This is a genomic window from Pseudodonghicola xiamenensis DSM 18339, from assembly GCF_000429365.1.
Taxonomy (GTDB): Bacteria; Pseudomonadota; Alphaproteobacteria; order Rhodobacterales; family Rhodobacteraceae; genus Pseudodonghicola; species Pseudodonghicola xiamenensis.
Genome location: NZ_AUBS01000047.1, coordinates 1 through 22,635 on the forward strand (window position 1 = coordinate 1; position 22,635 = coordinate 22,635).

Annotated in this window: 18 protein-coding genes; 13 read left to right on the forward strand and 5 right to left on the reverse strand. The window is 64.9% G+C overall.

Features of this window, described 5'->3' with window-relative positions; translation table 11 throughout:
* Positions 1-227: 227 nt before the first annotated feature.
* From G455_RS0120470 to G455_RS0120485, 4 genes are read right to left on the reverse strand one after another with little or no spacing between them, the layout of a single operon-like run.
* Positions 228-1,013, reverse strand: coding sequence for a heme ABC transporter ATP-binding protein (locus G455_RS0120470; RefSeq protein WP_028095380.1), 786 nt, complete (start codon positions 1,011-1,013; stop codon positions 228-230).
* Between the two features lie 7 nt (positions 1,014-1,020).
* Entirely contained in the window at positions 1,021-2,085 is a 1,065-nt protein-coding gene (locus G455_RS0120475) for a FecCD family ABC transporter permease (RefSeq protein WP_028095381.1), read from the reverse strand.
* A 4-nt stretch (positions 2,086-2,089) separates the two neighbouring features.
* Positions 2,090-2,947 carry a heme/hemin ABC transporter substrate-binding protein gene (locus G455_RS0120480; protein WP_028095382.1) on the reverse strand — a complete coding sequence of 286 codons (858 nt, stop codon included), beginning with the start codon at positions 2,945-2,947 and terminating at the stop codon, positions 2,090-2,092.
* The gene (locus G455_RS0120485) at positions 2,944-3,996 is read right to left on the reverse strand and encodes a hemin-degrading factor (protein ID WP_084437153.1); all 1,053 of its coding nucleotides are present in this window, start codon (positions 3,994-3,996) and stop codon (positions 2,944-2,946) included. The genes G455_RS0120480 and G455_RS0120485 overlap by 4 nt, the downstream gene beginning before the upstream one ends.
* Positions 3,997-4,286: 290 nt before the next feature.
* On the opposite strand from G455_RS0120485, the gene G455_RS0120490 reads away from it, so the two are divergent.
* The 6 genes from G455_RS0120490 (at position 4,287) to G455_RS0120515 (ending at position 12,715) form a co-directional block, all read left to right on the forward strand.
* Positions 4,287-5,453, forward strand: coding sequence for an efflux RND transporter periplasmic adaptor subunit (locus G455_RS0120490; protein WP_028095384.1), 1,167 nt, complete (start codon positions 4,287-4,289; stop codon positions 5,451-5,453).
* 1 nt (position 5,454) lies between these two features.
* Positions 5,455-7,401 carry a MacB family efflux pump subunit gene (locus G455_RS0120495; protein WP_028095385.1) on the forward strand — a complete coding sequence of 649 codons (1,947 nt, stop codon included), beginning with the start codon at positions 5,455-5,457 and terminating at the stop codon, positions 7,399-7,401.
* Positions 7,402-7,724: 323 nt separating this feature from the next.
* Positions 7,725-9,107 (forward strand): FAD-binding oxidoreductase, encoded by a 1,383-nt coding sequence (locus G455_RS0120500; protein WP_028095386.1) that lies wholly within the window; start codon positions 7,725-7,727, stop codon positions 9,105-9,107.
* A gap of 132 nt (positions 9,108-9,239) precedes the next feature.
* Positions 9,240-10,055 (forward strand): sugar phosphate isomerase/epimerase family protein, encoded by an 816-nt coding sequence (locus G455_RS0120505; protein ID WP_028095387.1) that lies wholly within the window; start codon positions 9,240-9,242, stop codon positions 10,053-10,055.
* Positions 10,052-10,873: a phosphodiesterase gene (locus G455_RS24890; RefSeq protein WP_051312662.1), complete on the forward strand. Its 822-nt coding sequence runs from the start codon at positions 10,052-10,054 to the stop codon at positions 10,871-10,873. The genes G455_RS0120505 and G455_RS24890 overlap by 4 nt, the downstream gene beginning before the upstream one ends.
* Positions 10,874-11,152: 279 nt before the next feature.
* On the forward strand, positions 11,153-12,715 hold the full coding sequence (locus G455_RS0120515; RefSeq protein ID WP_028095388.1) for an oleate hydratase: 1,563 nt from the start codon (positions 11,153-11,155) through the stop codon (positions 12,713-12,715).
* Positions 12,716-12,843: 128 nt separating this feature from the next.
* Here the strand turns inward: G455_RS0120515 and G455_RS0120520 are convergent, their stop codons facing one another.
* A complete protein-coding gene (locus G455_RS0120520) occupies positions 12,844-13,062 on the reverse strand; it encodes a DUF6500 family protein (RefSeq protein ID WP_028095389.1) in 219 nt (72 codons plus the stop codon).
* A 550-nt stretch (positions 13,063-13,612) separates the two neighbouring features.
* On the opposite strand from G455_RS0120520, the gene G455_RS0120525 reads away from it, so the two are divergent.
* The 7 genes from G455_RS0120525 to G455_RS0120555 all read left to right on the forward strand — a co-directional run bounded on the left by G455_RS0120525 (position 13,613) and on the right by G455_RS0120555 (position 22,034).
* On the forward strand, positions 13,613-15,244 hold the full coding sequence (locus G455_RS0120525; RefSeq protein ID WP_035367125.1) for an ABC transporter substrate-binding protein: 1,632 nt from the start codon (positions 13,613-13,615) through the stop codon (positions 15,242-15,244).
* Between the two features lie 3 nt (positions 15,245-15,247).
* Positions 15,248-16,261: an ABC transporter ATP-binding protein gene (locus tag G455_RS0120530; RefSeq protein WP_028095391.1), complete on the forward strand. Its 1,014-nt coding sequence runs from the start codon at positions 15,248-15,250 to the stop codon at positions 16,259-16,261.
* A complete protein-coding gene (locus tag G455_RS0120535) occupies positions 16,258-17,250 on the forward strand; it encodes an ABC transporter ATP-binding protein (protein ID WP_028095392.1) in 993 nt (330 codons plus the stop codon). The genes G455_RS0120530 and G455_RS0120535 overlap by 4 nt, the downstream gene beginning before the upstream one ends.
* Positions 17,247-18,179, forward strand: a complete 933-nt coding sequence (locus G455_RS0120540) for an ABC transporter permease (protein WP_028095393.1) — start codon at positions 17,247-17,249, stop codon at positions 18,177-18,179. The genes G455_RS0120535 and G455_RS0120540 overlap by 4 nt, the downstream gene beginning before the upstream one ends.
* A gap of 3 nt (positions 18,180-18,182) precedes the next feature.
* Positions 18,183-19,046, forward strand: a complete 864-nt coding sequence (locus G455_RS0120545; RefSeq protein ID WP_028095394.1) for an ABC transporter permease — start codon at positions 18,183-18,185, stop codon at positions 19,044-19,046.
* Between the two features lie 153 nt (positions 19,047-19,199).
* The gene (locus G455_RS0120550) at positions 19,200-20,156 is read left to right on the forward strand and encodes a TAXI family TRAP transporter solute-binding subunit (protein ID WP_028095395.1); all 957 of its coding nucleotides are present in this window, start codon (positions 19,200-19,202) and stop codon (positions 20,154-20,156) included.
* An 81-nt stretch (positions 20,157-20,237) separates the two neighbouring features.
* Entirely contained in the window at positions 20,238-22,034 is a 1,797-nt protein-coding gene (locus G455_RS0120555; RefSeq protein WP_028095396.1) for a TRAP transporter permease, read from the forward strand.
* Positions 22,035-22,635: the final 601 nt, after the last annotated feature.

Sequence of the window (22,635 nt, forward strand, 5' to 3'; positions counted from 1 at the left end):
TGGCATGACTGGCGCACGGCACGCCCTTTCGACAGACAACATCACAGCCGCCGAAGAACAGACTTTTTCAACGGAATAGGCTCGGACCGGACCTTAGCCGCACAAGGCACGAATGGCTGCGCGGGACCGACAATGATGACGCCCTGCCTCTGGACCTTTGCAACCTCCTCGCCCAGCGGGGGCCCAACAGTCATGTCAGGCGCGGCAAAAATGGCGATTGTCCGTCCTCAGACCGCTTCCGCCGCCGGCATCACCAGAAGGTTCGCGGTGTCGGTCGAGCTCATTACGGTCAGTGGGCAGCCGTAGACGCGCGACAGGATGTCTGCGCGCAGCACCTGGTCCGCCTGGCCGGCGGCGGCGACCTCTCCGGCCTGCATCAGCACGATACGGTCGGCGAACATCGCCGTCAGGTTCAGATCATGCATCACCGCCACCACGCCGCCGCCCTGCCGGGCATAGTCGCGCGCCAGCCGCATCACCTGCAACTGGTGCCCGATGTCGAGCGCCGAGACGGGTTCGTCCAGAAACAGCCAGCGCGGTCCCTCGGGGCCGTCGGCCTCCCACACCTGGCAGAGCACCCGGGCCAGTTGCACCCGCTGTTGTTCGCCGCCAGACAGCTCCTGATAGGGGCGGCCTTCATACCCCTCCAGATCGACCCGGGCCAGTGCCGCGCGGGTCATCGCAGTGGCGGCCTGGCCCATATGGCCGCCGGCCTCGGCGCCCAGGCGCACCACCTCGAAGACGGTGAAGGGAAAGGACAGTTGGGTCGATTGTGCCAGCACGCCGCGCATCTGCGCCACGTCCCAAGGCTTCAGCCCGGTGGGGTCGATGTCGTTGATCCGCAACTGACCGGCAAAGCCGATCTCTCCGGTCAGGGCCCGGATCAGGGTGGTCTTGCCCGACCCATTGGGGCCGACGATGGCGGTCAATTGCCCGGGGTGGGCCTGAAACGCCAGTCCGTTCAGTACCTTGCGGGTGCCGAGTGTGACCTCGATATCGGTGGCTTCGATCATTGTCGCCTCACAGGTCCAGAAGGCCGCGCCGGCGCAGCAGGATCCACAGGAACACCGGTGCGCCCATCAGCGCGGTGACGATGCCGATCGGCAGTTCGGCTGGAGCAAGAATGCTGCGGGCGATCATGTCGGCACCGACCAGCAGCGCCGCGCCCAGCAGGGCGGCATTGGGCAGCAAGTGGCGATGGTCCGGCCCGGTGGAGAGGCGCAGCAGATGTGGTACCACGATGCCGATGAAGCCGATTCCGCCCGAGACGGCGACCGCCGCGCCGGTGGCTGCGGCAACGCAGAGGATGGCCAGGTTCTTCATCCGCTGGACCGGGATGCCCATATGGGCCGCTGCAGCTTCGCCCAGGGCAAGGCCGTTCAGCCCGCGCGCCAGACCGAGCGTGCCCAGCATGGCGATTGCCATGATTGGGGCGGCGATCGAAAGCTTTGCCCAGCTCGCCCCGGCGAGGGAGCCGAGGTTCCAGAAGGTCAGATCGCGCAACTGCTGGTCATCGGCGGCATAGACCAGAACGCCGGTTGCGGCGCCGGCCAGCGCCCCCAGCGCGATGCCCGCCAGCAACATGGTGGCGACCGAGGTGCGCCCGGCCCGGGTCGACACGCGATAGAGGATCAGCGTCGCCGCCCAGCCGCCGAGAAAGGCGGCGATCGGCACCAGATGCATCCCGAACCATCCGGCCAGCGCAGCGGGCAGGAGGCCCCCCAGCACGATCGCCAGCACCGCGCCCAGGCCGGCGCCAGCGCCGACACCGACCAGTCCGGGATCGGCCAGCGGGTTGCGGAACAGCCCCTGCATCACAGCGCCCGAAACGGCGAGCGAGGCGCCCACCAGCAGCCCGGTTGCCAGACGCGGCAGCCGGATTTGCCACAGCACCACCTGTTCCTGCAGGCTCAACCCCTCGCCGGAGATCAGCCGGCCAAGCGCATCGAGCAGCGAAATGCCCGAGGCGCCGGTGGCCAGCGATCCCCAGGCCGCCAGCAGGGTCAGCAGCGCCAGGGCCCAGGTGGCCCGGCGCGCCCGTCCGCGGCGGTCGCCGGCGGTGGGCGCCTCGCTCAGCGTGACCATGAGGTCAGCCTTTCTCGGGGTAGAGCGCTGCGTGAAGATCGGCCACCGCATCGGCGGTGCGCGGCCCGAAGCCCAGCAGATAGAGCCCATCCATCGCGACCAGCCGCTTGGCCTGTCCGGCCGGAGTGATGGCGATGGCGGGATGCTCCAGCACATTGGCAGATCCGTGGTTGCCGCCCGGTCCGCGATCCATCATCAGGATGACGTCGGGTTGCGCTGCCAGCACGGCCTCGTCGGTCAGCTGCTTGTATCCGGGAAAGCCCTCGATGGCATTGATCCCGCCTGCAAGGCGGATCATTGCGTCGGCTTCGGTTCCGACGCCCGAGGCCATCAGCCGGCCGCCGGCGGCGGACAAGACGAAGAGCACGCGAACCGGGGTCTCGGCAGTGCTCGCCGAGGCGTCGGCGACGCTGACGATCTTGCTCTCGACCTCGGAGGCCAGCGCATTTGCCTTGTCCTCGAGACCCAGCGCCGCGCCGACCGCGCGAATCCGGGCCGCCACCCCGGCGCCGTCACGGGCGGCGGGGATGGTGACGAAGGGGATCGCGGCCTCTTCGAGGATCTGCACCGTTTCTGCCGGGCCGGCGCCCTCTTCGGCGATGATCAGATCGGGGGCGACCGACAGCACCCCCTCGGGCGAAAGCCGGCGCATGTAACCGACATCCGGCAGCTCTGTCGCCGTCCCCGGATAGGTCGAGGTGGTATCGCGGGCGACCAGACGGTCGCCGGCACCAAGCGCATAGATGGTCTCGGTCACCGCCCCGCCGACGCCGATCACCCGCTGGGCGGGCTCGGCAGCCAGCAGCGGCAGGGGCAGCGCCAGCGCCAGAAGTGCGCCCAGGGCGGTGCGACGCGGGATCATGCCGAAGCCTCCGCGGTTTCCAGCTTGGGCAGGTCGCCGGCCAGGTCGTTCCAGGCCAGAGGGCCGCCTTCCTGACGCACGCCGAAGCTTTGCAGGATCAATTGCCCTTCGGCATCGAAACATTCGATCGAGATCGCCGGGCCGCGCTGCGTCGGCTTCCAGACCCGCCAGACCTCGGCGATGTGATCGGCGCGCAGGTGCAGGTTGAACCGCGGGTCGAGCACGTTCTGCCAGGGCCCCATCGGCTTGATGGTATGAACCAGGCCGCTGTGGATCTGGATGCAGCCGGCATTGCCGACGAAGATCATCAGCGGCACCTCCTGGGCGGAGGCGCGCTCCAGCATCAGCGAAACGCTGTCATTGTTCAGCTTCTCGGCATAGGGCGCGCCGGCGGCGCGATAGGCGCCAAGGCGGTTGAACTTCAGCTTGGAGGTCAGCCGCAGGAACTGGTGGGTGTCGGTCATCCGATCCCATTCCTTGCGCAGGATATCCAGATTGTCCTCGCGGATCATGGCGCCTTCGGGGGCGGGACGGGGCGTGGTGGTATAAGTGCGCTCGTCGCTGCCGGTGGCCAGCGTCTTGACCGCCGTCTCGAAGGCGGCGATGTCCGACGCCGGCTTCAGATGCACCTTATGGACCGCGTCGCCATGGTGATCGAAGACCTGCAGGCTGCGCTTGGTGCCTTGGTCGCCTTCTTCCACCACGGCAAAGGCATTGGCCCAATGCTTGGGAAAGATGCGCAGGTCGATCTCGGAGCCCAGCACCATGCCGGCGATCGGGCCGGACTTGAAATTCTCATAGGTGCCGGTGCGTTCGTGCACGGCGCTTTCGTTGCGGGTCAGGGCCATGACCTCGCCGATGGTCTCGACCGCCGGGATCAGCTTGTCGGGATCGGCGTCGATCCGGGTGACGGTACGCCCGACATTGGCGGCGACCAGCGCGGCTTCGGTCACGTTGAGCGAGGCCGCGAGGTCGCGGGCGCGCATCTTGGGGTTGGCGGCGCGGGCTTCGAGAATCTCGTCGGGTGTGGCGACAGGCGGTGTAGGCATGCACATGCTCCTGATGGCGATGTCCCGGCACGTCTGGCGTCTGGCTTGAAGGCGCGGATGATCTTGACTGTTTGTGTCGGGATTACTAGTCCCCTGCCTCGAAGACATCAAGCCGGATTCTGCGGCGGCTGTGAGCGGATTGCTGCGTCCGCCTGCCGATCGGGCGCAAGATGGGATACAGGATGGCCTGTGGATGGGAGTTTTTCCCGGAATGGGTGACGGAAGTCAGGACCCAGGGCGTATAAGACAATAGCCACCCTATGATCCGTTCAATCGAGCAGGCGAATAACATGAATAAATATATACGGCTTTCGGTCCTTCTGGCAGTTGTCGCAGTGGCTGGCGGAGGGTGGTGGTATTACAGGGCGGGCGAGGCCGAGGTCATTCCGGTGACCGCCGCGGCCAGGATCGGCGATGTAACCGAAACGGTTCTGGCCTCCGGCGTGATGGAGGCCAAGCAACTGGTCAGCGTCGGCGCCCGGGTGTCTGGCCAGATCGAAACGCTCGCCGTCGTGCTGGGGCAGCAGGTCAAAAAGGGCGATCTGATTGCCCAGATCGATTCTCAGGATCAGCAGAACGATGTGCTTCAGGCCGAGGCCGACCTGGCCAATATCGAGGCACAGATCGCCGCCAAGAAGGCCAGCCTGCGCAAGGCGGAGCTGAACCTGGATCGGCAGAAGAAACTGGCCGACCAACAGCATGTCTCGGAGGAAGACGTGGAAACCGCGATTGCCGAGATGCTGGTCGACAAGGCTGAGCTGGAGGCGCTGGAGGCGCAGAAATCGCGCGCTGAAGTGACCGTATCGACCGCCAAGATCGCGCTGGAACGCACCAAGATTACCGCGCCGATCAACGGCACCGTGGTCGCCATCGTGGTGCAGCAGGGGCAGACCGTGAACGCGATCCAGACCGCGCCGACCATAGTCAAGCTGGCAGAGCTGGATGAGATGGTGGTGAAGGCCGAAATCTCCGAGGCGGATGTTGTCCATGTCCATCCCGGCCAGGACGTGAGCTTTACCATTCTGGGCGAGCCCGAGAAGGAGTTCCACGCCACCGTGCGCGATCTGGAACCGGCCCCCTCGGAAATCGAGGACAGCGATACCATAAATACCGATGAGGCGATCTATTACAACGGTCTGCTCGACGTGGATAACCCCGATCATGTGCTCAGAATCGGCATGACCACGCAGGTTTCCATCGTGCTGGACAAGGCCGAAGGGGTGATTACGGTGCCGGCCTCCGCGCTCAAGCGCAACGCCGACGGCACATATTATGTCGAGCTCTGGGATGCGGCGACCAAGTCCGCGCGGGAGCAGGCTGTCGAGATCGGGTTGAACGACAAGGTGACGGCAGAGATCAAATCGGGTCTTGCGGTGGGGGATCGGGTGGTGACCGGTGCGGCAGTGGCGGCGGCTTCGTCCTCTTCCGGCCGCATGGGCCCGCCGATGAGGTTCTGAGATGGTTGAACCGCTGATTTCCGCCCGTGGGCTCTCCCGCAGTTTTCAGGCCGGGGATGAAACCATCACCGTGCTGCGAGACGTCGATATCGATATCTATCCTGGCGAAATGGTCGCCATTGTCGGCGCCTCCGGCTCGGGCAAGTCGACGCTGATGAATATCCTCGGTTGTCTCGACCGGGCGAGCGCTGGTGTCTACAAGTTCGCCGGTGAGGATGTGAGCACGCTGGATCCCGACGCGCTGGCGCGGCTACGGCGTGAACACTTCGGGTTCATCTTTCAGCGCTATCAGCTGCTGCCCGATCTCGATGCCGTCGGCAATGTCGAGGTGCCGGCGATCTATACCGGCGAGGCGCGCGCGCCGCGTCGGGAGCGGGCCGAGAAGCTGTTGGGGCAGTTGGGGTTGGAAAGCCGGCTGGATCACAGACCCAGCGAACTGTCGGGTGGCCAGCAACAGCGGGTATCGGTGGCGCGCGCGCTGATGAACGGCGGTGAGGTGATCCTGGCCGACGAACCCACCGGGGCGCTCGACACCAAGAGCAGCGCCGAGCTGATCGACCTGCTGCTGGATCTGAACGCGCGCGGCCATACCATCGTTATGGTGACCCACGATCCCAATGTTGCCGCCCATGCCCATCGCGTCATCGAGGTCAGCGATGGCCGGGTGATCGCCGACAATCGCCAGATCGAGACCCAGCCGGAAGAGGTGCCACAGCTTGACAGGCCGGATCGTTCGATCCGGGCCGGCGCCATGCTGCGGCGGCTGCGTGAGGCCTTTTCGATGGCGATGACGGCGATGCTGGCGCATCGGGTGCGGTCCTTCCTGACCATGCTGGGGATCATCATCGGCATTGCCTCGGTGGTGCTGGTGGTGGCGCTGGGCAGCGGGACGCAGCAGAAGGTTCTCGAAAACATCAGCTCGCTCGGCACCAATACGATTACGGTGCGCGCCGGGTCGGGGTTTGGGGCGCGGGATGCGGCCAGAATTGAAACGCTGATGCCGGCGGATGCCAATGCGCTGGCATTGCAGGATTATGCGCTCAGCGTGTCGCCGGCGGTCTCTAACGCGGCTTCGGTTATCTATCGAAATGTCGAGGCGAATGCCACGATCCAAGGGGTGAGCGGGGATTACTTCCAGGTCCACAATTACGTCACCGTCGCCGGTGATGTCTTCGACGCGCGGGATGTGACTGATCTGTCCCAGGCTGCGGTGATCGACGAAGACACCCGCGATACCTTCTTCGACGCCTGGACCGATCCCATCGGCCAGGTGTTGCTGCTGGGGCGGGTGCCGGTCCGCGTGATCGGGGTGGTGCGCTCGACCGGGGCGACCTTCGGGCCGTCGTCGCTGAACGTCTGGATCCCCTATACCACCGCCATGGCGCGGGTATCGGGGCAGGACAATGTCAACAGTATCGAGGTGCGTGTCGCCGACGATTACGACATGACGCAGGCGCAGGGAAAGATCACCAAGCTGATGATGGAACGTCACGGGACCAAGGACTTTTTCCTGACCAACAGCGATACCATCCGCGAGACCATCACCTCGACCACCCAGACGCTGACCCTGCTGGTGGCGATGATCGCGTTGATCTCGCTGATCGTCGGCGGCATCGGGGTGATGAATATCATGCTGGTCTCGGTCACCGAACGCACCAAGGAGATCGGTGTCAGAATCGCCATCGGCGCGCGTCGCTCCGACATTATCAGCCAGTTCCTGATCGAGGCTGTGCTGGTCTGTCTGGTCGGCGGCATCCTGGGGATTCTCACCGCGCTGCTGGGTGGCGCGCTGGTCGGCTCTCTCAGCGAAGATGTACGTCTGAGCTTTTCGGGAAGCGCGATCGCGGTGGCTTTCCTGTCCTCGACCATGATCGGGGTGACCTTCGGCTTTCTGCCGGCTCGCTCTGCGGCGCAGCTCGACCCAGTGGTGGCGCTCAGCCGGGAATGATGCCGGCCTTGGCGACCGGTCCGGAGGGGCCGGTTGTCGCACCCAAATTTGTACGACAGAGTTTAAAAACGTCACAAAGCAACCGCGCCGGAACGGCTGAATCGCCTTCACCAACCCAAGTGCTATGGCTATGCTGTGTCCGCTGGTCGTTTCGCTTCGTGCACTCATCCTGAAGAGGCGGGCGGCACGGGAGGGAGCCATTCGGCTGTCATCCCTACGGGGGGACTGGTTAGCTCGTCTGGCGGCAGCGCCTGATCGTGGCGCCGGTCGGCGGCCGGCTGTTGGTGATTGATTGTTGTTGGTGATTGATTGGGGAAGGTGAAATGACTCTGGACGCGCTTCTTTCTGCTCTGGGGCCGCAAGTCGTGCAGCCCGGCCACGCGGCAGATCGCTCCTATCTGACGGATTGGGCCCTGCGGGAGGCTGTGGCGCCGTTGGCGGTGCTGCGGCCAAGCTCGACCAGAGAGGTGGCGCAGGCGCTGGAGATTTGCCTGGCGCATGAGGTGCCGGTGGTGCCGCAGGGCGGCCGGACCGGGATGGTCGGTGGCGCGGCACCTTTGGCCGATGGCGTTGTGATCTGTCTCGATCGAATGGACGCCACCCCCGAGATCGACGTCGCCGCCCGCACCGCACGGGTTCAGGCCGGCGTGACGCTGAGCGCGCTGCAGCGGGCGGCACAGGCGCAGGGGTTGATGTTTCCGGTCGATCTCGGTGCGCGCAACGCTTGCCAGATTGGGGGCATGATTTCGACCAACGTCAGGGGCATGCGGGCCTTCCGTGACGGCGCGATGCGTGAAAACGTTCTGGGGATCGAGGCGGTGCTGCCGGACGGTCTCGTGCTGAACGCGATGAATGGCACGTTCAAGAACAACATGGGCTATGACCTCAAGCAGCTCTTCATCGGGGCCGAAGGGACGCTGGGGGTGGTGACTGGTGCCGTGTTGCAGCTGCGCCCGGTTTCACCGGCGCGGGTCACAGCCTTGTTGCGTGTGCGTGATCTGACCGATGCGCAATCGGTGCTGGAGGTCCTGCAAAGCCGGCTGCGCGGCCTGTCGATCTGCGAGGTGATGTGGCCGGACTATTACCATTTTGCCTGCGGGTTCCGTGGTTTCGATCCGCTGCCGGTCAACGGCTGTGCCGATGGGCTGACCTTGCTGATCGAGGCCGAGGGCGTTGAGGAGACGCCGATGCGCGTGGCGCTGCAGGCGGCGCTGGAGCTTCTTTTCGACAAGGAGTGGATCACAGATGGTGCGATCTCGCAGACTTCGCGCCAGACCGAAGAGTTCTGGGCGCTTCGGGAAGCGCATGAAGGCATTCCGCAGGCCTTTGCCTCCGTCGCGAGCTTCAATGTCAGCCTGCCAGTCGAAGGCGGCGACGCGGCGATCTCTGGGCTGATCGCCGCGCTGGGCGAGGCCTTTCCGCCTCTGCGGTGTCTGTGGTTCGGTCATCTGGGGGACATGAAACTGCAATTGGGCGTGGTCAATGTCTCCGGCAGCCCGATCGGGGCCGAGGACGTGATCCGGATCAAGGATATCGTGTTGTCTGGGGTCCAGGAGGCGGGGGGGAGTCTCGTGGTGGAGCAGGGGGGGGAGACCGTCGATTATGTGCCACGACGAATTCGTTCTGAGGCAGAGCATGCGCTCAACCGGAGCCTGCGCCGGGTGTTCGATCCCAAGGGCATCATGAACCCGGGTCGGCTGTTCTGAGACAGCGGCGGCGGGCAATGCGCTTCGCGTGACGGCAAGGATATGATCCTTGGCGAAATCTTCGGCTTTGTCATCTGGCGGTCATTGAGCGGCACTAGGGAAGCGGCGCATTGAAATTTCTAGGAGAACCGGATGACACTCCCCGTCATTGGTGCCGCTCTGCGCAATGCCGAGCTCGAGACCTATCGCGACTGGCTGTTCGACAAGGACCGCGATGTCGAACTGCAATCCTTCCACACTGCCGAGGTGCTGGACAGCGACTGGAGCGCGCTGGCCGAAGAGGCGTGTCGTCTGCTTGACGGTCACAAGGGACGCATCGGTATTCATGGGCCGTTCTGGGGCTTTACCATCGGCACGATGGATCCGGGCTTTCAGCAACTGGTCGCGCGGCGGATGGATCAGGGGCTGGATGTCTGCGCCGCTGTCGGCGCCAGCCAGATGGTGATCCATTCGCCCTATACCACCTGGGATTACAACAATCTGGACAACCTGCCGGGCGCCCGCGACCGGATGATGGAAAACGTCCGCGCCACAATCGGCGCCGCCGTCAAGCGGGCCGAGGACATGGGCGTCACCCTGGTGATGGAGAATATCGAGGACATCGACCCGATGGATCGCCGCCGCCTGGTCGAGCATTTCGATTCGCCGGCGCTGAAGATTTCCATCGACACTGGCCATGCGCATTATGCCCATCAAACCAACGGCGCGCCGCCGGTTGATTATTATGTGACCTCTGCCGCGGATTTGCTGCACCACGTCCACCTGCAGGACAACGAAGGTTATGCTGATCGCCATTGGACGCTGGGCGAGGGAACCATTCGCTGGGATGCGGTGTTCCGGGCGTTGAGCGCCATCGACGCCACCCCCCATCTGGTGCTTGAGCTGCGGGACAAATCCGGTATCCCGGCTTCCATGCGCTATTTGGAAGAACGGGGACTGGCCCAATGACGCTCAAGCTGGTCATCATGTCCGATCTGCATCTCGTCCCCGAGGGCGAGATCTCCAACACACTCGACACCGCAGAGCGGTTGCGCCAGGCGGTCGACAGCGTGAATGCGCGCCACGCGGATGCGGATATGGTGATCCTCGCCGGCGATCTCGCCGATCTGGGAGAGGCGGAGGCCTATGCGCGTCTGCCCGACCTGATCGCGCCGCTGGCGATGGACACCCATCTGATGCTGGGCAACCATGACGACCGGCCGACGTTTCTGGAGGTCTTCGGCGGCGGCTATGCCGACGAGAACGGCTTTGTCCAGAAAGTGGTCGATACCAAGGGGTTCCGCATCATCATGCTCGACAGTACCGAACCGGGGCTGGTGGGCGGGCGCATCTGCGACAGCCGGCTGGCCTGGCTGCAGGCGCGGCTGGACGAGGCGAAGAACATGCCGGTGATCGTGGTGCTGCATCACCATGTTGCCAGACTGCAGACCCAGGTCGACCGGATTCGTCTGGAACAGCCGGAAAAGCTGCTGGCGGTGTTGAAGACCCATCCCGACATCCGCCATGTGATCTCGGGCCACGTCCATATCACCACCACGGCCATCTGGCAGGGCATCCCCTTCACCACCATCGCCGGAGGTCACTATAGCGCCAAGCTGCATCTGGAAAGCGCGCCCGGCCATGTGAAACTGGTGGATGGGCCGGGGCAATACGGTGTGGTTCTGGCCGATGACGAAGCCTGTCTCGTGCATTTCGAGAACTTCATCGACGGCCATCACGAGATTCACCGAGAGAACTTCGGTCGGCTGCGGGCACCGCGGCGCTGATCCTGAAAGACTGCCGCCCTGCGCGCGTCGGCGCGCGGGGCGGTCCCCGATTGGCGGCCCTGCAGGGCCTTCGCGCGCCCATGTCGGGGAATGATCCTTGATCCGGGCCCCGAGTCGGGGTGATGCTTGATCCGCCGGTGCGGCGAGAGAGCCCTTTCCCACGCCCCGCGATGTCGCATGTGAACGCCCCAAGGTGGGGCCTGGGCGATAGGGCAGGGCTTTCCGCGTGGGGATCCCGCGCCCCAAGTGCTATGTCCCGCCCGGCCGGGAGGAGACGGCATGAAGGCGCATATCATCGGCGGCGGTATCTCAGCCCTCGCGGCGGCGGCCTATCTGTTTCGCGATGCCGGGGTTCTGGGCGCGAATATCCATATCTACGAGGCCAGCGATCGGCTGGGCGGCGCGCTGGATGCGCGGGGCGATGCGCAGGGCGGGTATGTCATGCGCGGCGGTCGGATGTTCGAGGCCCGCGAGGACTGCATTCACGATCTGATGTCCTTCATCCCCTCGCGCGATGATCCGACGATTTCGATCGAAGACGATCTGCGGGCCTTCAACGCCACCTACGGCTGGCACAACACTGCGCGGCTGCTGGGGCCGGGGGGTGAGGTGCTGGCGGCCGAGCACTTCGGGCTGAGCCCGCGCAACCTGCTCGATCTGACCGAATTGCTGCTGGCGCCCGAGGTGATGCTGGACGGCAAGTCGGTTGCCGACGTGCTGGACCTCTCCATTCTGCAGACCAATTTCTGGAACATGTTCGGGTCGATCTTCGCGCTCTTGCCCTGGCACAGCGCGATCGAGACGCGGCGCTATCTGCGGCGGTTCTTTCATCTGCTGCCGACCATGGCCTCGATGACCACGATCCAGCGCAGTCGCTACAACCAATATGAATCGCTAGTGGAGCCGCTGCGGGATTGGCTCGACCGGCTGGGGGTGCGGTTCCACATGGGCTGCACCTGCGAGGATGTCGATTTCACCGAAGAGGCGGGGCTTCTGCGGTCGGAGCGGTTCACCTTGCGCCATGACGGTGTGACGGAGGGGATTGAGTTGGCACCGGACGATCTGCTGTTCCTGACCCTGGGCTCGCATGTCGCCGATGCCACCTTCGGTGACATGACCAGCCCGCCACTGCCGAGCAAGGCCACCAGCCCGGCCTGGGGGCTCTGGCATCGGCTGGCGGGGCGATACCCGGGGCTGGGCAATCCTCAGGTCTTTCAGGCGCGGATCGACCGCACGGCTTGGGTTACCTTCACCATCACCGCGCGTGGCGGCCCGCTGCGCACGAGGATCGAGAGCCTGTCAGGTGCCGCGCTGGGGCGGGGCGGGTTGATGACGATGACCGGCGCGCCCTGGCTTTTGACGCTGACCGGCTTTCACAACCCGCATTTCACCAACCAGCCCGGCGACGTCGATCTGTTCTGGGGCTATGGCCTTTATCTCGACCGGCCGGGCAGCGCGGTGGCCAAGCCGATGCCCGCCTGTTCGGGGGCGGAGATCTTGACTGAACTGGCCCATCATCTGGGCATGCCCGAGGTCCTGCCGGCCCTGCTGGAGAGCTGCATCTGCACGCCGGTGCTGATGCCCTATGCCGGCAGCGTGCTGATGCGCCGGAACAAGGCCGACCGGCCGGCACCGGTGCCCACGGGCTATGCCAATCTGGGCCTGCTGGGGCAATTCGTCGAGGTGCCCGACGAGGTGGTCTTCACCACGGAATACGCCGTGCGCGGCGCGCGTCTGGCGGTGGCGGGGCTTATGGGCGAAGGCCGGGCGATTCCGCCGGTTTATCTGGGGCAATACGATCCCCATGCGCTGATCGCCGCGCTGCGCGCGTTGGTCGGCTAGGGGGAGTGCCTTGTGGTGATGCCGAAAGGCGCTGCTGATGACCCATAGGTTCGCAAAACTCGTGTTAGCTGAGAGGATTCGCCGCCGCTTCCACGAATGGCGGGGATGGGGGACCTTTCTGCCGTTGCTCAAGCGCCCGAACGGATCATGTCTCGGATCTTTGTCGCCTTCTCGAAATGGTCAAGCTCATGGGTCTTGATCCACCATTCGGCTGCTTCCATGAGTAGCTCTGGGTCATCATTTTTGTTCGCAAAAAATGCATAGAAAGAAAGACCTACCGTCTCGCCTTTCTTGGCGATCTTGTCGTTGCAGATTGCGATTGCTTTGGTTCTCAGGGATTGGCGCATTGGTAGTTCCCTTCTTCGGGTCCTAGATGTATCGGACAGAACGTAGGGAGAACAAACGCGCTTTGCAATGTAATCGAATCCGTAGGTTTGGGCTCGGACCGGATTTTCGCTGCGGGAGACGCGAAGCTCCGTTTCGGACCGCACGTGCCGACACCGATTTGCGGCATTCGCAAAATGCTGCGCCTGCATAGTCAGGTCAAAGGGCTCAAAGCCGATATGCGCCCAGCAAAGCACCCAAGCAGCTTGGCCTGAGCATCCCCTCTATGCGCCATTGGCCAGGCCCTCGTGGGCCCAGGTCTCGTGGGTCGCCTTGAAGGAGCCTTTCGACAGAGGCCGCGCATAAGAACCCGTCCAGATGCGCAAGCCGATGTGAGTGACATTGGCAGATGCCCCGACGCATGGCGGGGCGACGGGGGCCTCTGTCAAAACTCTGTTTTGAAAACGTCATTCCCTCGTCACCGTGGTTTCACTCCGGCGTCACCTCGGGGCCCTAGTGGAGCGGGGCATTCCGCATCTCCCATCCATTCGGACAGACCAAGGGGACAAACCCATGCTGATTTCCCGCCGTTCGGTGCTGCGCACCGGCGCCGCCGCCGCCGGTTCTCTGGTGTTGCCGCGCTTCGCCATTGGCCAGACCAACCGCCCGTCGATCACCATCGCCGTTCAAAAGATCACCAACTCCAACACGCTGGATGTGCTGCGCGAACAGTCCAACGTCGGCGAACGTGTGTTTTTCGGCTCGATCTGGGAATCGTTGATCGGCCGCAACCTGCGCGGTCAGCTCGAAGCCAAGCCGATGCTGGCGACCGAGTGGACGCGGATCGACGATCAGACCGTCGAACTGAAGCTGCGCGAAGGCGTCAAGTTCCACAACGGTGACGAGATGACTGCCGATGACGTGGTTTTCACCTTCTCGCGTGAGCGCATGTTCGGCAATACCGAACCCAAGAACCGTTCGACCATCAAGGTTCTGGGGCAGATCCCGACGCCGCGCGCCGGCAAGGAACTGCCGCCGGAAGTGCCCGCTGTCGCCCGCCGTGCCTGGCCCGACCTGGCCCGGGTCGAAGCTGTCGATAAGTATACCGTGCGCTTCTACAACGCGACCCCCGATGTGACGCTGGAAGGCCGCCTGCTGCGCTACGGCTCAGACATCATGTCGCGCCGCGGTTGGGAGGACAGCGCCTCCTATCTCGACTGGGCCCGCAAGCCCGTCACCACCGGCCCCTACAAGGTGGTCCATTTCACCCCCGACACCGAACTGCTGCTGGAATCGCATGACGACTACTGGGGTGGCCTGCCGCCGTTGAAGCAGATCCGCTTCGTCGAAGTGCCGGAAGTTGCCAGCCGGGTGAACGGGCTGCTGTCGGGAGAATATGAATTCGCCTGCGACATCCCGCCGGATCTGATCGGCGAGATCGAAAGCAATTCGGCTTTTGAGGTGCAGGGCGGCACCATCCCGAACCACCGCCTGACTGTCTTCGACAAGCATCACGCGCAGTTGGTCGATCCGCGCATCCGCCGCGCGATGACCCATTCGATCGACCGTCAGGCCATCGTCGACAGCCTCTGGGCCGGTCGCACCGTGGTGCCCGCGGGTCTGCAATGGCCCTATTACGCCGATATGTTCATCGCCGACTGGACCGTGCCGGAATTCAACCCCGAACTGGCGATGAGCCTGGTGAAGGAAGCCGGCTATAAAGGCGATCCGATCCCTTACCGACTGCTGAACAACTACTACACCAACCAGGTCGCCACCGCGCAGGTGCTGGTCGAGATGTGGAAGTCGGTCGGTCTGAACGTGCAGATCGAAAGCAAGGAAAACTGGGCCCAGATCATGGAACGCGGTGACACCCGCGCCGTGCGCGACTGGTCGAACTCTGCCCCCTTCCCGGACCCGGTCTCGTCCATCGTCAACCAGCACGGGCCGAACGGTCAGCAGCAGCAGATCGGCGAGTGGGAAAACGCCGAGATGAACCAGCTCTGCGAATTCCTGGAAACCTCGGTTGACCGCGCCGCCCGTCGCAAGGCCTTCGCGCGGATGCTGGTGATCTGCGAACGCGAGGACCCGGCCTATACCGTGCTGCATCAGAACGCGACCTTCACCGCCAAGCCGAAGTCGATCCAGTGGAAGGCCGCGCCGGCCTTCGCCATGGACTTCGGCCCCGGCAACTTCGCGATCTGAGCCATGGCAGGGCCGTTGATCAAGATCGAAGGGCTGAGGGTCGCCTTCGACGGCGCCCCGGCGGTGCGCGGGGTGGATTTCGCGATCCACCGCGGCGAGGCGCTGGGGATCGTCGGCGAAAGCGGGTCCGGCAAATCGGTCACCTGGCTGGCGGCTCTGCGGCTGCTGCCCGAAAAAGCTGTTGTCGAGGGGCGGGTGTCCCTCGACGACGAAAACCTGTTGGAGGTCCCGGTCGAGCGGATGGAACATCTGCGCGGCGGGCGCGTGGCGATGATCTTTCAGGATCCGGCCTCGGCGCTCAATCCGGTGCTGACGATCCGCCGCCAATTGGGCGAGGCACTGGCGCTGCATCGCGGCCTGTCGGGCCGCTCGATCGACGCCGAGGCCAAGCGGCTGTTGGACCTGGTCGGCATTCCCGATGCGGCCGGCCGTTTGAAATCCTATCCTCACGAGATGTCGGGCGGTCAGAACCAGCGGGTGATGATCGCCATGGCGCTGGCGGGCAATCCCGATCTGCTGATCGCCGATGAACCGACAACCGCGCTCGACGTGACGATCCAGGCGCAGATCCTCGATCTGCTGCAGCTGGTGCGGCGCGAGACCAATATGGCGCTGGTGCTGATCAGCCACGATCTGGGCGTGGTGGCCGAGAATTGCGACCGCGTGGCGGTGATGTACGCCGGCCGCGTCATCGAGGAGGCGCCGGCGCGCGATCTGTTCGATGCGCCGCGCCACCCCTATGCCTGTGGCCTGATCGACGCGCTGCCGACGCTGGACGCGCCGCGCCGGCTGGTGGCGATCCCGGGGGTGGTGCCCGATCCGCGGCGGATGCCGCAGGGCTGCGCCTTTTCTCCCCGCTGCGCCCATGCCGCGCCTGCCTGTCTGGGCGGTGTGCCCGAGCTGCGCCGGCTGGAACCGGGCCGCCGCATCGCCTGTGCCCGCGCCGGAGAGCTGGACTTGCAGCCCGCCGCCGTGGTTCCGCCCGTTGAAATCGCAAGACCGGAGGTGACGGCATGACCGCGCCGCTTCTGTCTCTGGACAACGTCACCCGTACCTACATGAGCCGCAAGGGCCTGTTCGGCACCCCGGTAGGGGTGCAGGCGGTGGCCGGTGTGTCGCTTGAGGTGCGCGCCGGCGAGACGCTGGGCATCGTCGGCGAATCCGGGTCTGGCAAATCCACCATGGGCCGGATGGCTCTGGGGCTCGAGGCGCCGGATACGGGGCGGGTGGCCCTTGGCGGGGCTCTGATGCCCGCGCTCGGCACCGCCGACTGGCGCGCCCTGCGCAAGCGGGCGCAGATGGTGTTCCAGGATCCGCTTGGCGCGCTCGACCGTCGGGTGCCGGTGGCCCGGCAGATTGCCGAACCGCTGGAGATCCATGGAATCGGTAGCCCGACAGAGCGTGAAGATCGGGTGCGTCAGGCGCTGGAACTGACCGGCCTGTCCGAGGATCACGGCCGCCGCTTCCCGCACGAACTGTCGGGCGGTCAGCGTCAGCGGGTGGTGATCGCCCGCGCGCTGATCACCGATCCCGAGCTTCTGGTCTGTGACGAGCCGGTCTCGGCGCTCGATGTCTCGATCCAGGCGCAGGTGGTCAACCTGCTGATCGACTTGCAGGCCGAACGCGGGCTGGGGATGATCTTTATCAGCCACGACCTGCGGGTGGTGCGCCAGATCAGCCAGCGTGTTGCGGTGATGTATCTGGGCCATATCGTCGAAGAGGGCACCGCCGAAGAGGTGCTGCGCGATCCGCAGCATCCCTATACCCAGGCGCTGGTTTCCGCCGCGCCGACACCGGGGGCGCAGCGCCGCCAGCGGGTGATCCTGACCGGAGAGCCGCCGAACCCCGCCGCGCGTCCAACCGGTTGCGCCTTTCATCCGCGCTGCCCGGTGGCGCAGGATCGCTGCCGTTGGGAGACCCCGGCGCTCAGCCAGATCGGCCCGGGGCGCAGTGCCGCCTGCCACCTGATCACTGATACACCCTCCGCAGGGATGGCCGCAGAATGATCCGCTATCTTGCCACGCGCCTGTTGCGCGCCGCTCTGACCATCGCGCTGGTGGTCACCTTCGCCTTTATCGTGCTGCGTCTGTCAGGCGATCCGGCGACCATCATCCTGGGCCCCGAGGCGCCGCCCGAGGCGATCGAGGCCTTTCGCCACAACTGGGGTCTCGACCGCCCCGTATTGGTTCAGTACTTCGACTATTTTCGCGCCATCCTGCGCGGCGATCTGGGCATCTCCATGCGTGACGGCCGATCCGCCATCGAACTGGTGGGAGAGCGGATCCCGGCGACGCTCGCCCTGACCATTCCGGCGCTGCTGCTGCAACTTGCCATCGGCATTCCCGCCGGCGTCTATGCGGCGCTGCATCAGGGCAAGGGGTTCGACCGTGCGGTCATGGTGACCGCCGTCTTCGGCTTCGCCATCCCCAGCTTCGTTCTGGCGCTGGCGCTGGTGCTGGTCTTCTCGGTCAACCTCGGCTGGCTGCCTTCGGGCGGGCGGGACAGTTGGATGCATGCGATCCTGCCGATCATCACCCTGGGCCTCGGCGGTGCCGCCGCGCTGGCGCGCTTCACCCGCTCGGCGATGCTTGAGGTGCTGGGCCGTCCCTTCATCCGCACCGCCTCGGCCAAGGGGCTGCCCTGGGCGGCGGTGGTGCGCGGTCATGCGCTGCCGAACGCCGCGATCCCGACGGTGACGCTGGTGGGCTTTCTGGTCGGCAGCCTGATCGCCGGCGCCGTGGTGGTCGAAAGCGTGTTCTCCTGGCCCGGGGTCGGGCGGCTGCTGGTGGTGGCGGTGTCGAACCGCGATCTGGCCGTGGTGCAATGCCTGCTGCTGCTGGTCGCCGCCTCGATGGTGACCTCGAACCTGATCGTCGATTTCCTCTATGGCGTGCTCGATCCGCGGCTTCGCCACGGCGCGCGCGCGGGAGCTTGAACCATGACCGATATGCTTGCCTCTTCCGTCCCCGCCGAACCGGCACGCCGCCGGTTGGATCTGCCCTGGTATGTCGGCGTCTCGATCTTCTGGGTCGGGGTGATGCTGGTGGTCGCCATCTTCTCGAACTGGCTGGCGCCGCATTCCTTCACCGCGCTCGATCTGAAATATCGCCTGGTGGCTCCGTTCCAGTCCTTTGCCCACCCCTTGGGCACCGACGAGCTGGGCCGGGACGTGCTGTCGCGGCTGATCATCTCGATCCGGGTGTCGCTGCTGATCGCCTTCGGGGCGACACTGATCTCGGCCGTCCTTGGCACCACGCTGGGCTTTCTGGCGGCGCATTTTCGCGGTGTCGTCGAACAGATCGTGCTGGTGCTGGCCGATTTCCAAGCGGCGATGCCCTTTCTGATCCTGGCGCTGTCGGTGCTGGCCTTCTTCGGCAACTCGCTGCCGCTCTTGGTTGGGCTGATGGGGCTTTACGGGTGGGAGCGCTACGCCCGGATCGCCCGCGGTCTGGCGATCGCCGCCTCGGCTCAGGGCTATGCCACGGCGGTGACCCAGCTGGGGGCGAAACCGGCGCGGGTCTATCTGCGTCACATCCTGCCCAACATCGCCTCTACCCTGATCGTGTCGATGACTCTGGTGTTCCCCGAGGTGATCTTGCTGGAATCCGGTCTGTCGTTCCTGGGCCTCGGGGTGCAGCCGCCGATGACCAGCCTCGGCAACATGGTGGGGTACGGGCGCGAATATATCACCCGGGCGCCCTGGATCATGCTGACGCCATCTCTGGTGATCGTGATGACCACGCTTGCCATCTCGCTCCTGGGCGATTGGCTGCGCGACAAGCTCGACCCGACCATCCGCTGAGTGCGGCAGATTGGGGCCGGACCGATCGGCATTGTGACCGCCCCGATCCCGGGGGCGGTCACGCATCGCCGGGATCGGGGCATTGCGTAACCTTGACCATCCGACAAACGCAGTGTTTTAGTCGCCCGCGCTGAGACCGGGAGGGACCATCAGATGAAATTCTTTACCAAATCCATGCTGGCGGCGGGCCTTGCGGCACTGATCGCCCTGCCGGCCCAGGCCGAAACCCGCGTGACCCTGAAGGCGGCCAAGTCGGGATCGTCCTATTATCAGATGAGCGTTCAGATCGCCGAGGCGATGAAGGCCGGCAGTGACGGCAATGTGATCGTCACCATCGAGGAAAGCCAGGGCAGCACCCAGAACGTGATGGAGACGCGCGCCCGGGGCGGTGATTACGTCTTCACCTCGCCGCCGGCGCTGGTCGCCGCGGCTGAGGCCGGCAAAGGCGCATTCGAGGGCAAGGCCAGCCCGGCCTTTGGCGAAATCCGCGCGCTGTTCCCGCTGCCGTCGCTGACCATGCATTTCGTCATGTCGAAAGACAGCGGCGTCACCGATTTCTCCGGTCTCGCAGGCAAGACCATCCTGCTGGGCAAGGGCAGTTTCGGCGCCCGCGAAGGGGAAAAATACCTCGATCTCTTCGGGCTGACCGATAAGGTCAAGATTGCCGATGTGGAACTGTCGAACGCGGTGCCGGCGCTGAAGAACGGCCAGATCGACGGCTTCGTCACATCGGGCAGCTTTCCCGCCCCGAATGTGGTCGAGGCGGCAGCCTCGGCCGGCGTGACGCTGCTCTCGATGACGGATGATGAAGTCGCCGCCACCAAACGCGCGCGGCTGGTGATTCCGGCCGGAACTTATGCCGGGCAGGACAGCGACGTTGTCACAACCTCGCTGCCGGTGGTGACCTATACCACCACCAAGATGGACGACGACACCGCCTATGCGCTGACCAAGACCTTCTGGGAAGAAAAGGCGAAGATGGGCGAAACCGCGCCGTGGTGGAACGGCGTCGATGCGGGGCTGATGGCCAATATCACCGGAAAACTGCATCCGGGTGCGATCCGCTATTACCAAGAGGCAGGTTTCACCCTGACCGACGCGCAGAAGTAAATTCAGTGCGCAGAACGACGACCGGGCCGGGCGGATTGCCCGGCCTCTTCATTTGAACGGGCCTTGAACGTGGGGGCAGCTATGGAACCGGAAGAGAAACTGCCGAAGGCGGCTTGGGCGCGGACCATCTGGATCGCCCTGGCGGCGCTTCTGGTGGTCTATCACATCGGCCTGATCTTCTGGGGGCTGGTGCCCAATCTGGTCAGTCGACCGCTGCATATGGCGGTGGTGCTGCCCTGGATCTTCCTCTTTGGCGCGCAGGGCCGCTGGGCGGTGATCTCCGGCGCGGTGTTGACGGTGCTGGGTGTTGGCGCCGCCGGCTGGGTCGCGATCAATCACCAGATGCTGGGCGATCAATACGGCTTTCTCGAGGGCCGCTTCCAGATCGGCGTCGCCGTGGTGCTGTTGCTGATCGTGATCGAAGCGGCCCGTCGCGCTATCGGTTGGCCCTTGCCTCTGGCGGCCCTGCTGGCGCTGGCCTATGCGCTTTGGGGACAATTTATCCCCGGCGAATTCGGCCATTCCGGCACGCCGGTCGAATCCTTCCTGGGCACCATGACGATCGCCGAGGGCGGGCTCTGGGGCTCGCTCACCGCCGTGTCGGTGGGGGTGGTGGCGATCTTCGTGATATTCGGTGCGGTGCTGAACGCGGGCGAGGCGGGGCAGGGCTTCATGAATGTGGCCGCCGCCGCCGCCGGCCGGCTGACCGGCGGGGCGGCCAAGGTCTCGGTCCTTTCCTCGGCGCTCTTCGGCTCGATCTCGGGCTCGGCCAGTGCCAATGTCGCCTCCACCGGCGCGATCACCCTGCCGGCGATGACCAAGCTCGGATATCCCAAGCGGCTGGCCGCTGGGGTCGAGGCTGTGGCCTCCTCCGGCGGGCAGATCATGCCGCCGCTGATGGGCGCCGGCGCCTTCGTCATGGTTGAGCTGACCGGCACCCCCTATACCCAGATCATGGCCGCGGCGATCCTGCCGGCGATCCTTTATTTCTGGGCGGTTTGGGTCGGCATCAACGCCTATGCCACCCGCTACGAGCTGAAGGGCATCGCCGCCGAGGATCGCCCCGCGCGGCGCGATGTCATCATCACCTCGCTGTTCTTCCTGGTGCCCTTCACCGTGCTGATGCTGGCGATGTTCGGGCTTGGCTACACGCCGCAATATGCCGCCTGCCTGGCGATCCTGGCCGGGGCGCTATTGCTCTTCGTCGATGGCCGCCTGCGTGTCGATTTGGAGCAGGCGGGGCGGCGGCTGGTCTCCGCACTGCTCGGCTCCGCCCGGCAGGTGGCGATGATCGCCTCGATCATTCTCTGCGCCTCGATCGTGATCGGGGTGCTCGGGGTTACCGGGCTCGGGGTCAAGATCACCTCGCTGATCCTGTCGGGCTCGGGTGGCATGCTGTGGCCGTCGCTGCTGCTGACCGCATTGGCTTGTCTGGTCCTCGGGATGGAGGTGCCGACGACGGCGGCCTATGTGATCTGTGTCTCGGTCGCGGGGCCGGCGCTGATGCAATTGGGGCTGGAGCCCCTGCAGGCGCATCTCTTCGTCTTCTGGTTCGCACTTCTCTCCACCATCACCCCGCCGGTCTGCGGCGCCGTCTTCATCGCCGCCGGCATGATTGGCGAGAATTGGGTGAAGGTCGCCACCACGGCGATGGCGTTGGGAGTGGGGCTCTATATCATTCCGTTGGGAATGGTTGCCAATCCGGGCGTGCTCATGCTGGCCGACGCACCGTTCTGGGCGTTGTTTGCCTTTGTGCGGATCGGCCTGGGCCTGGCGCTGATCTCCTACGGGTTGATCGGGCGACGGCCCGCGGCGCTGCGGGGACTGTTGCTGCTGGCGGGATTCGTCATCGTTTTTGCCGGCGTCTGGCTGCACTAGGCCGCAGAGGCGGCCTGCGGGGCCGTCCGGCTCCTTCGATCTGGCTCAAATATCCCGGGGGTCTGGGGGCAGCGCCCCCAGCCTCTGCCTTGGCACCCAACCGGCGGTCGCCTGGATGGCCCCGTGACACGCAGGGGCGCCTCTCTCCTCTGCCTCCTCTGGGCCTGCGGTTGGCCAAGTTGGGGGGGCTCGAGGCTGGCGACAGCAGAATCCTGCGTTGCCCTAACCCGTGCGAGGCGACTGTTCCAAACGGGTTCGGAAGCGTGAAACTGGCGGGGCGGAAGGTGTCAACCAACTCAACGGGGGATGGAGCGCTCGGGATAAGCGCCGCAAACGCCAACCCGCGCTGCCTGTTTGATTAAAAGATAAGCAAAATCGCGAGCACTGGCGGGGTTTGAGCACTTTTGTTGTTCATATGATTCGACATGAAATATGATGTATTCATATGAACAATATGTTGATCCCGCCGATTCATATGAATTTCGGTCGACGGACGTGCAAAGAGGGGGTTTGTTGCACATATCGGAGAGAGGGATTCAGTTCGGGAATCCGTAGGGTTAGGTCAGTCGCATGCCGAAGCCTGACACCTCCCGCTATCGCA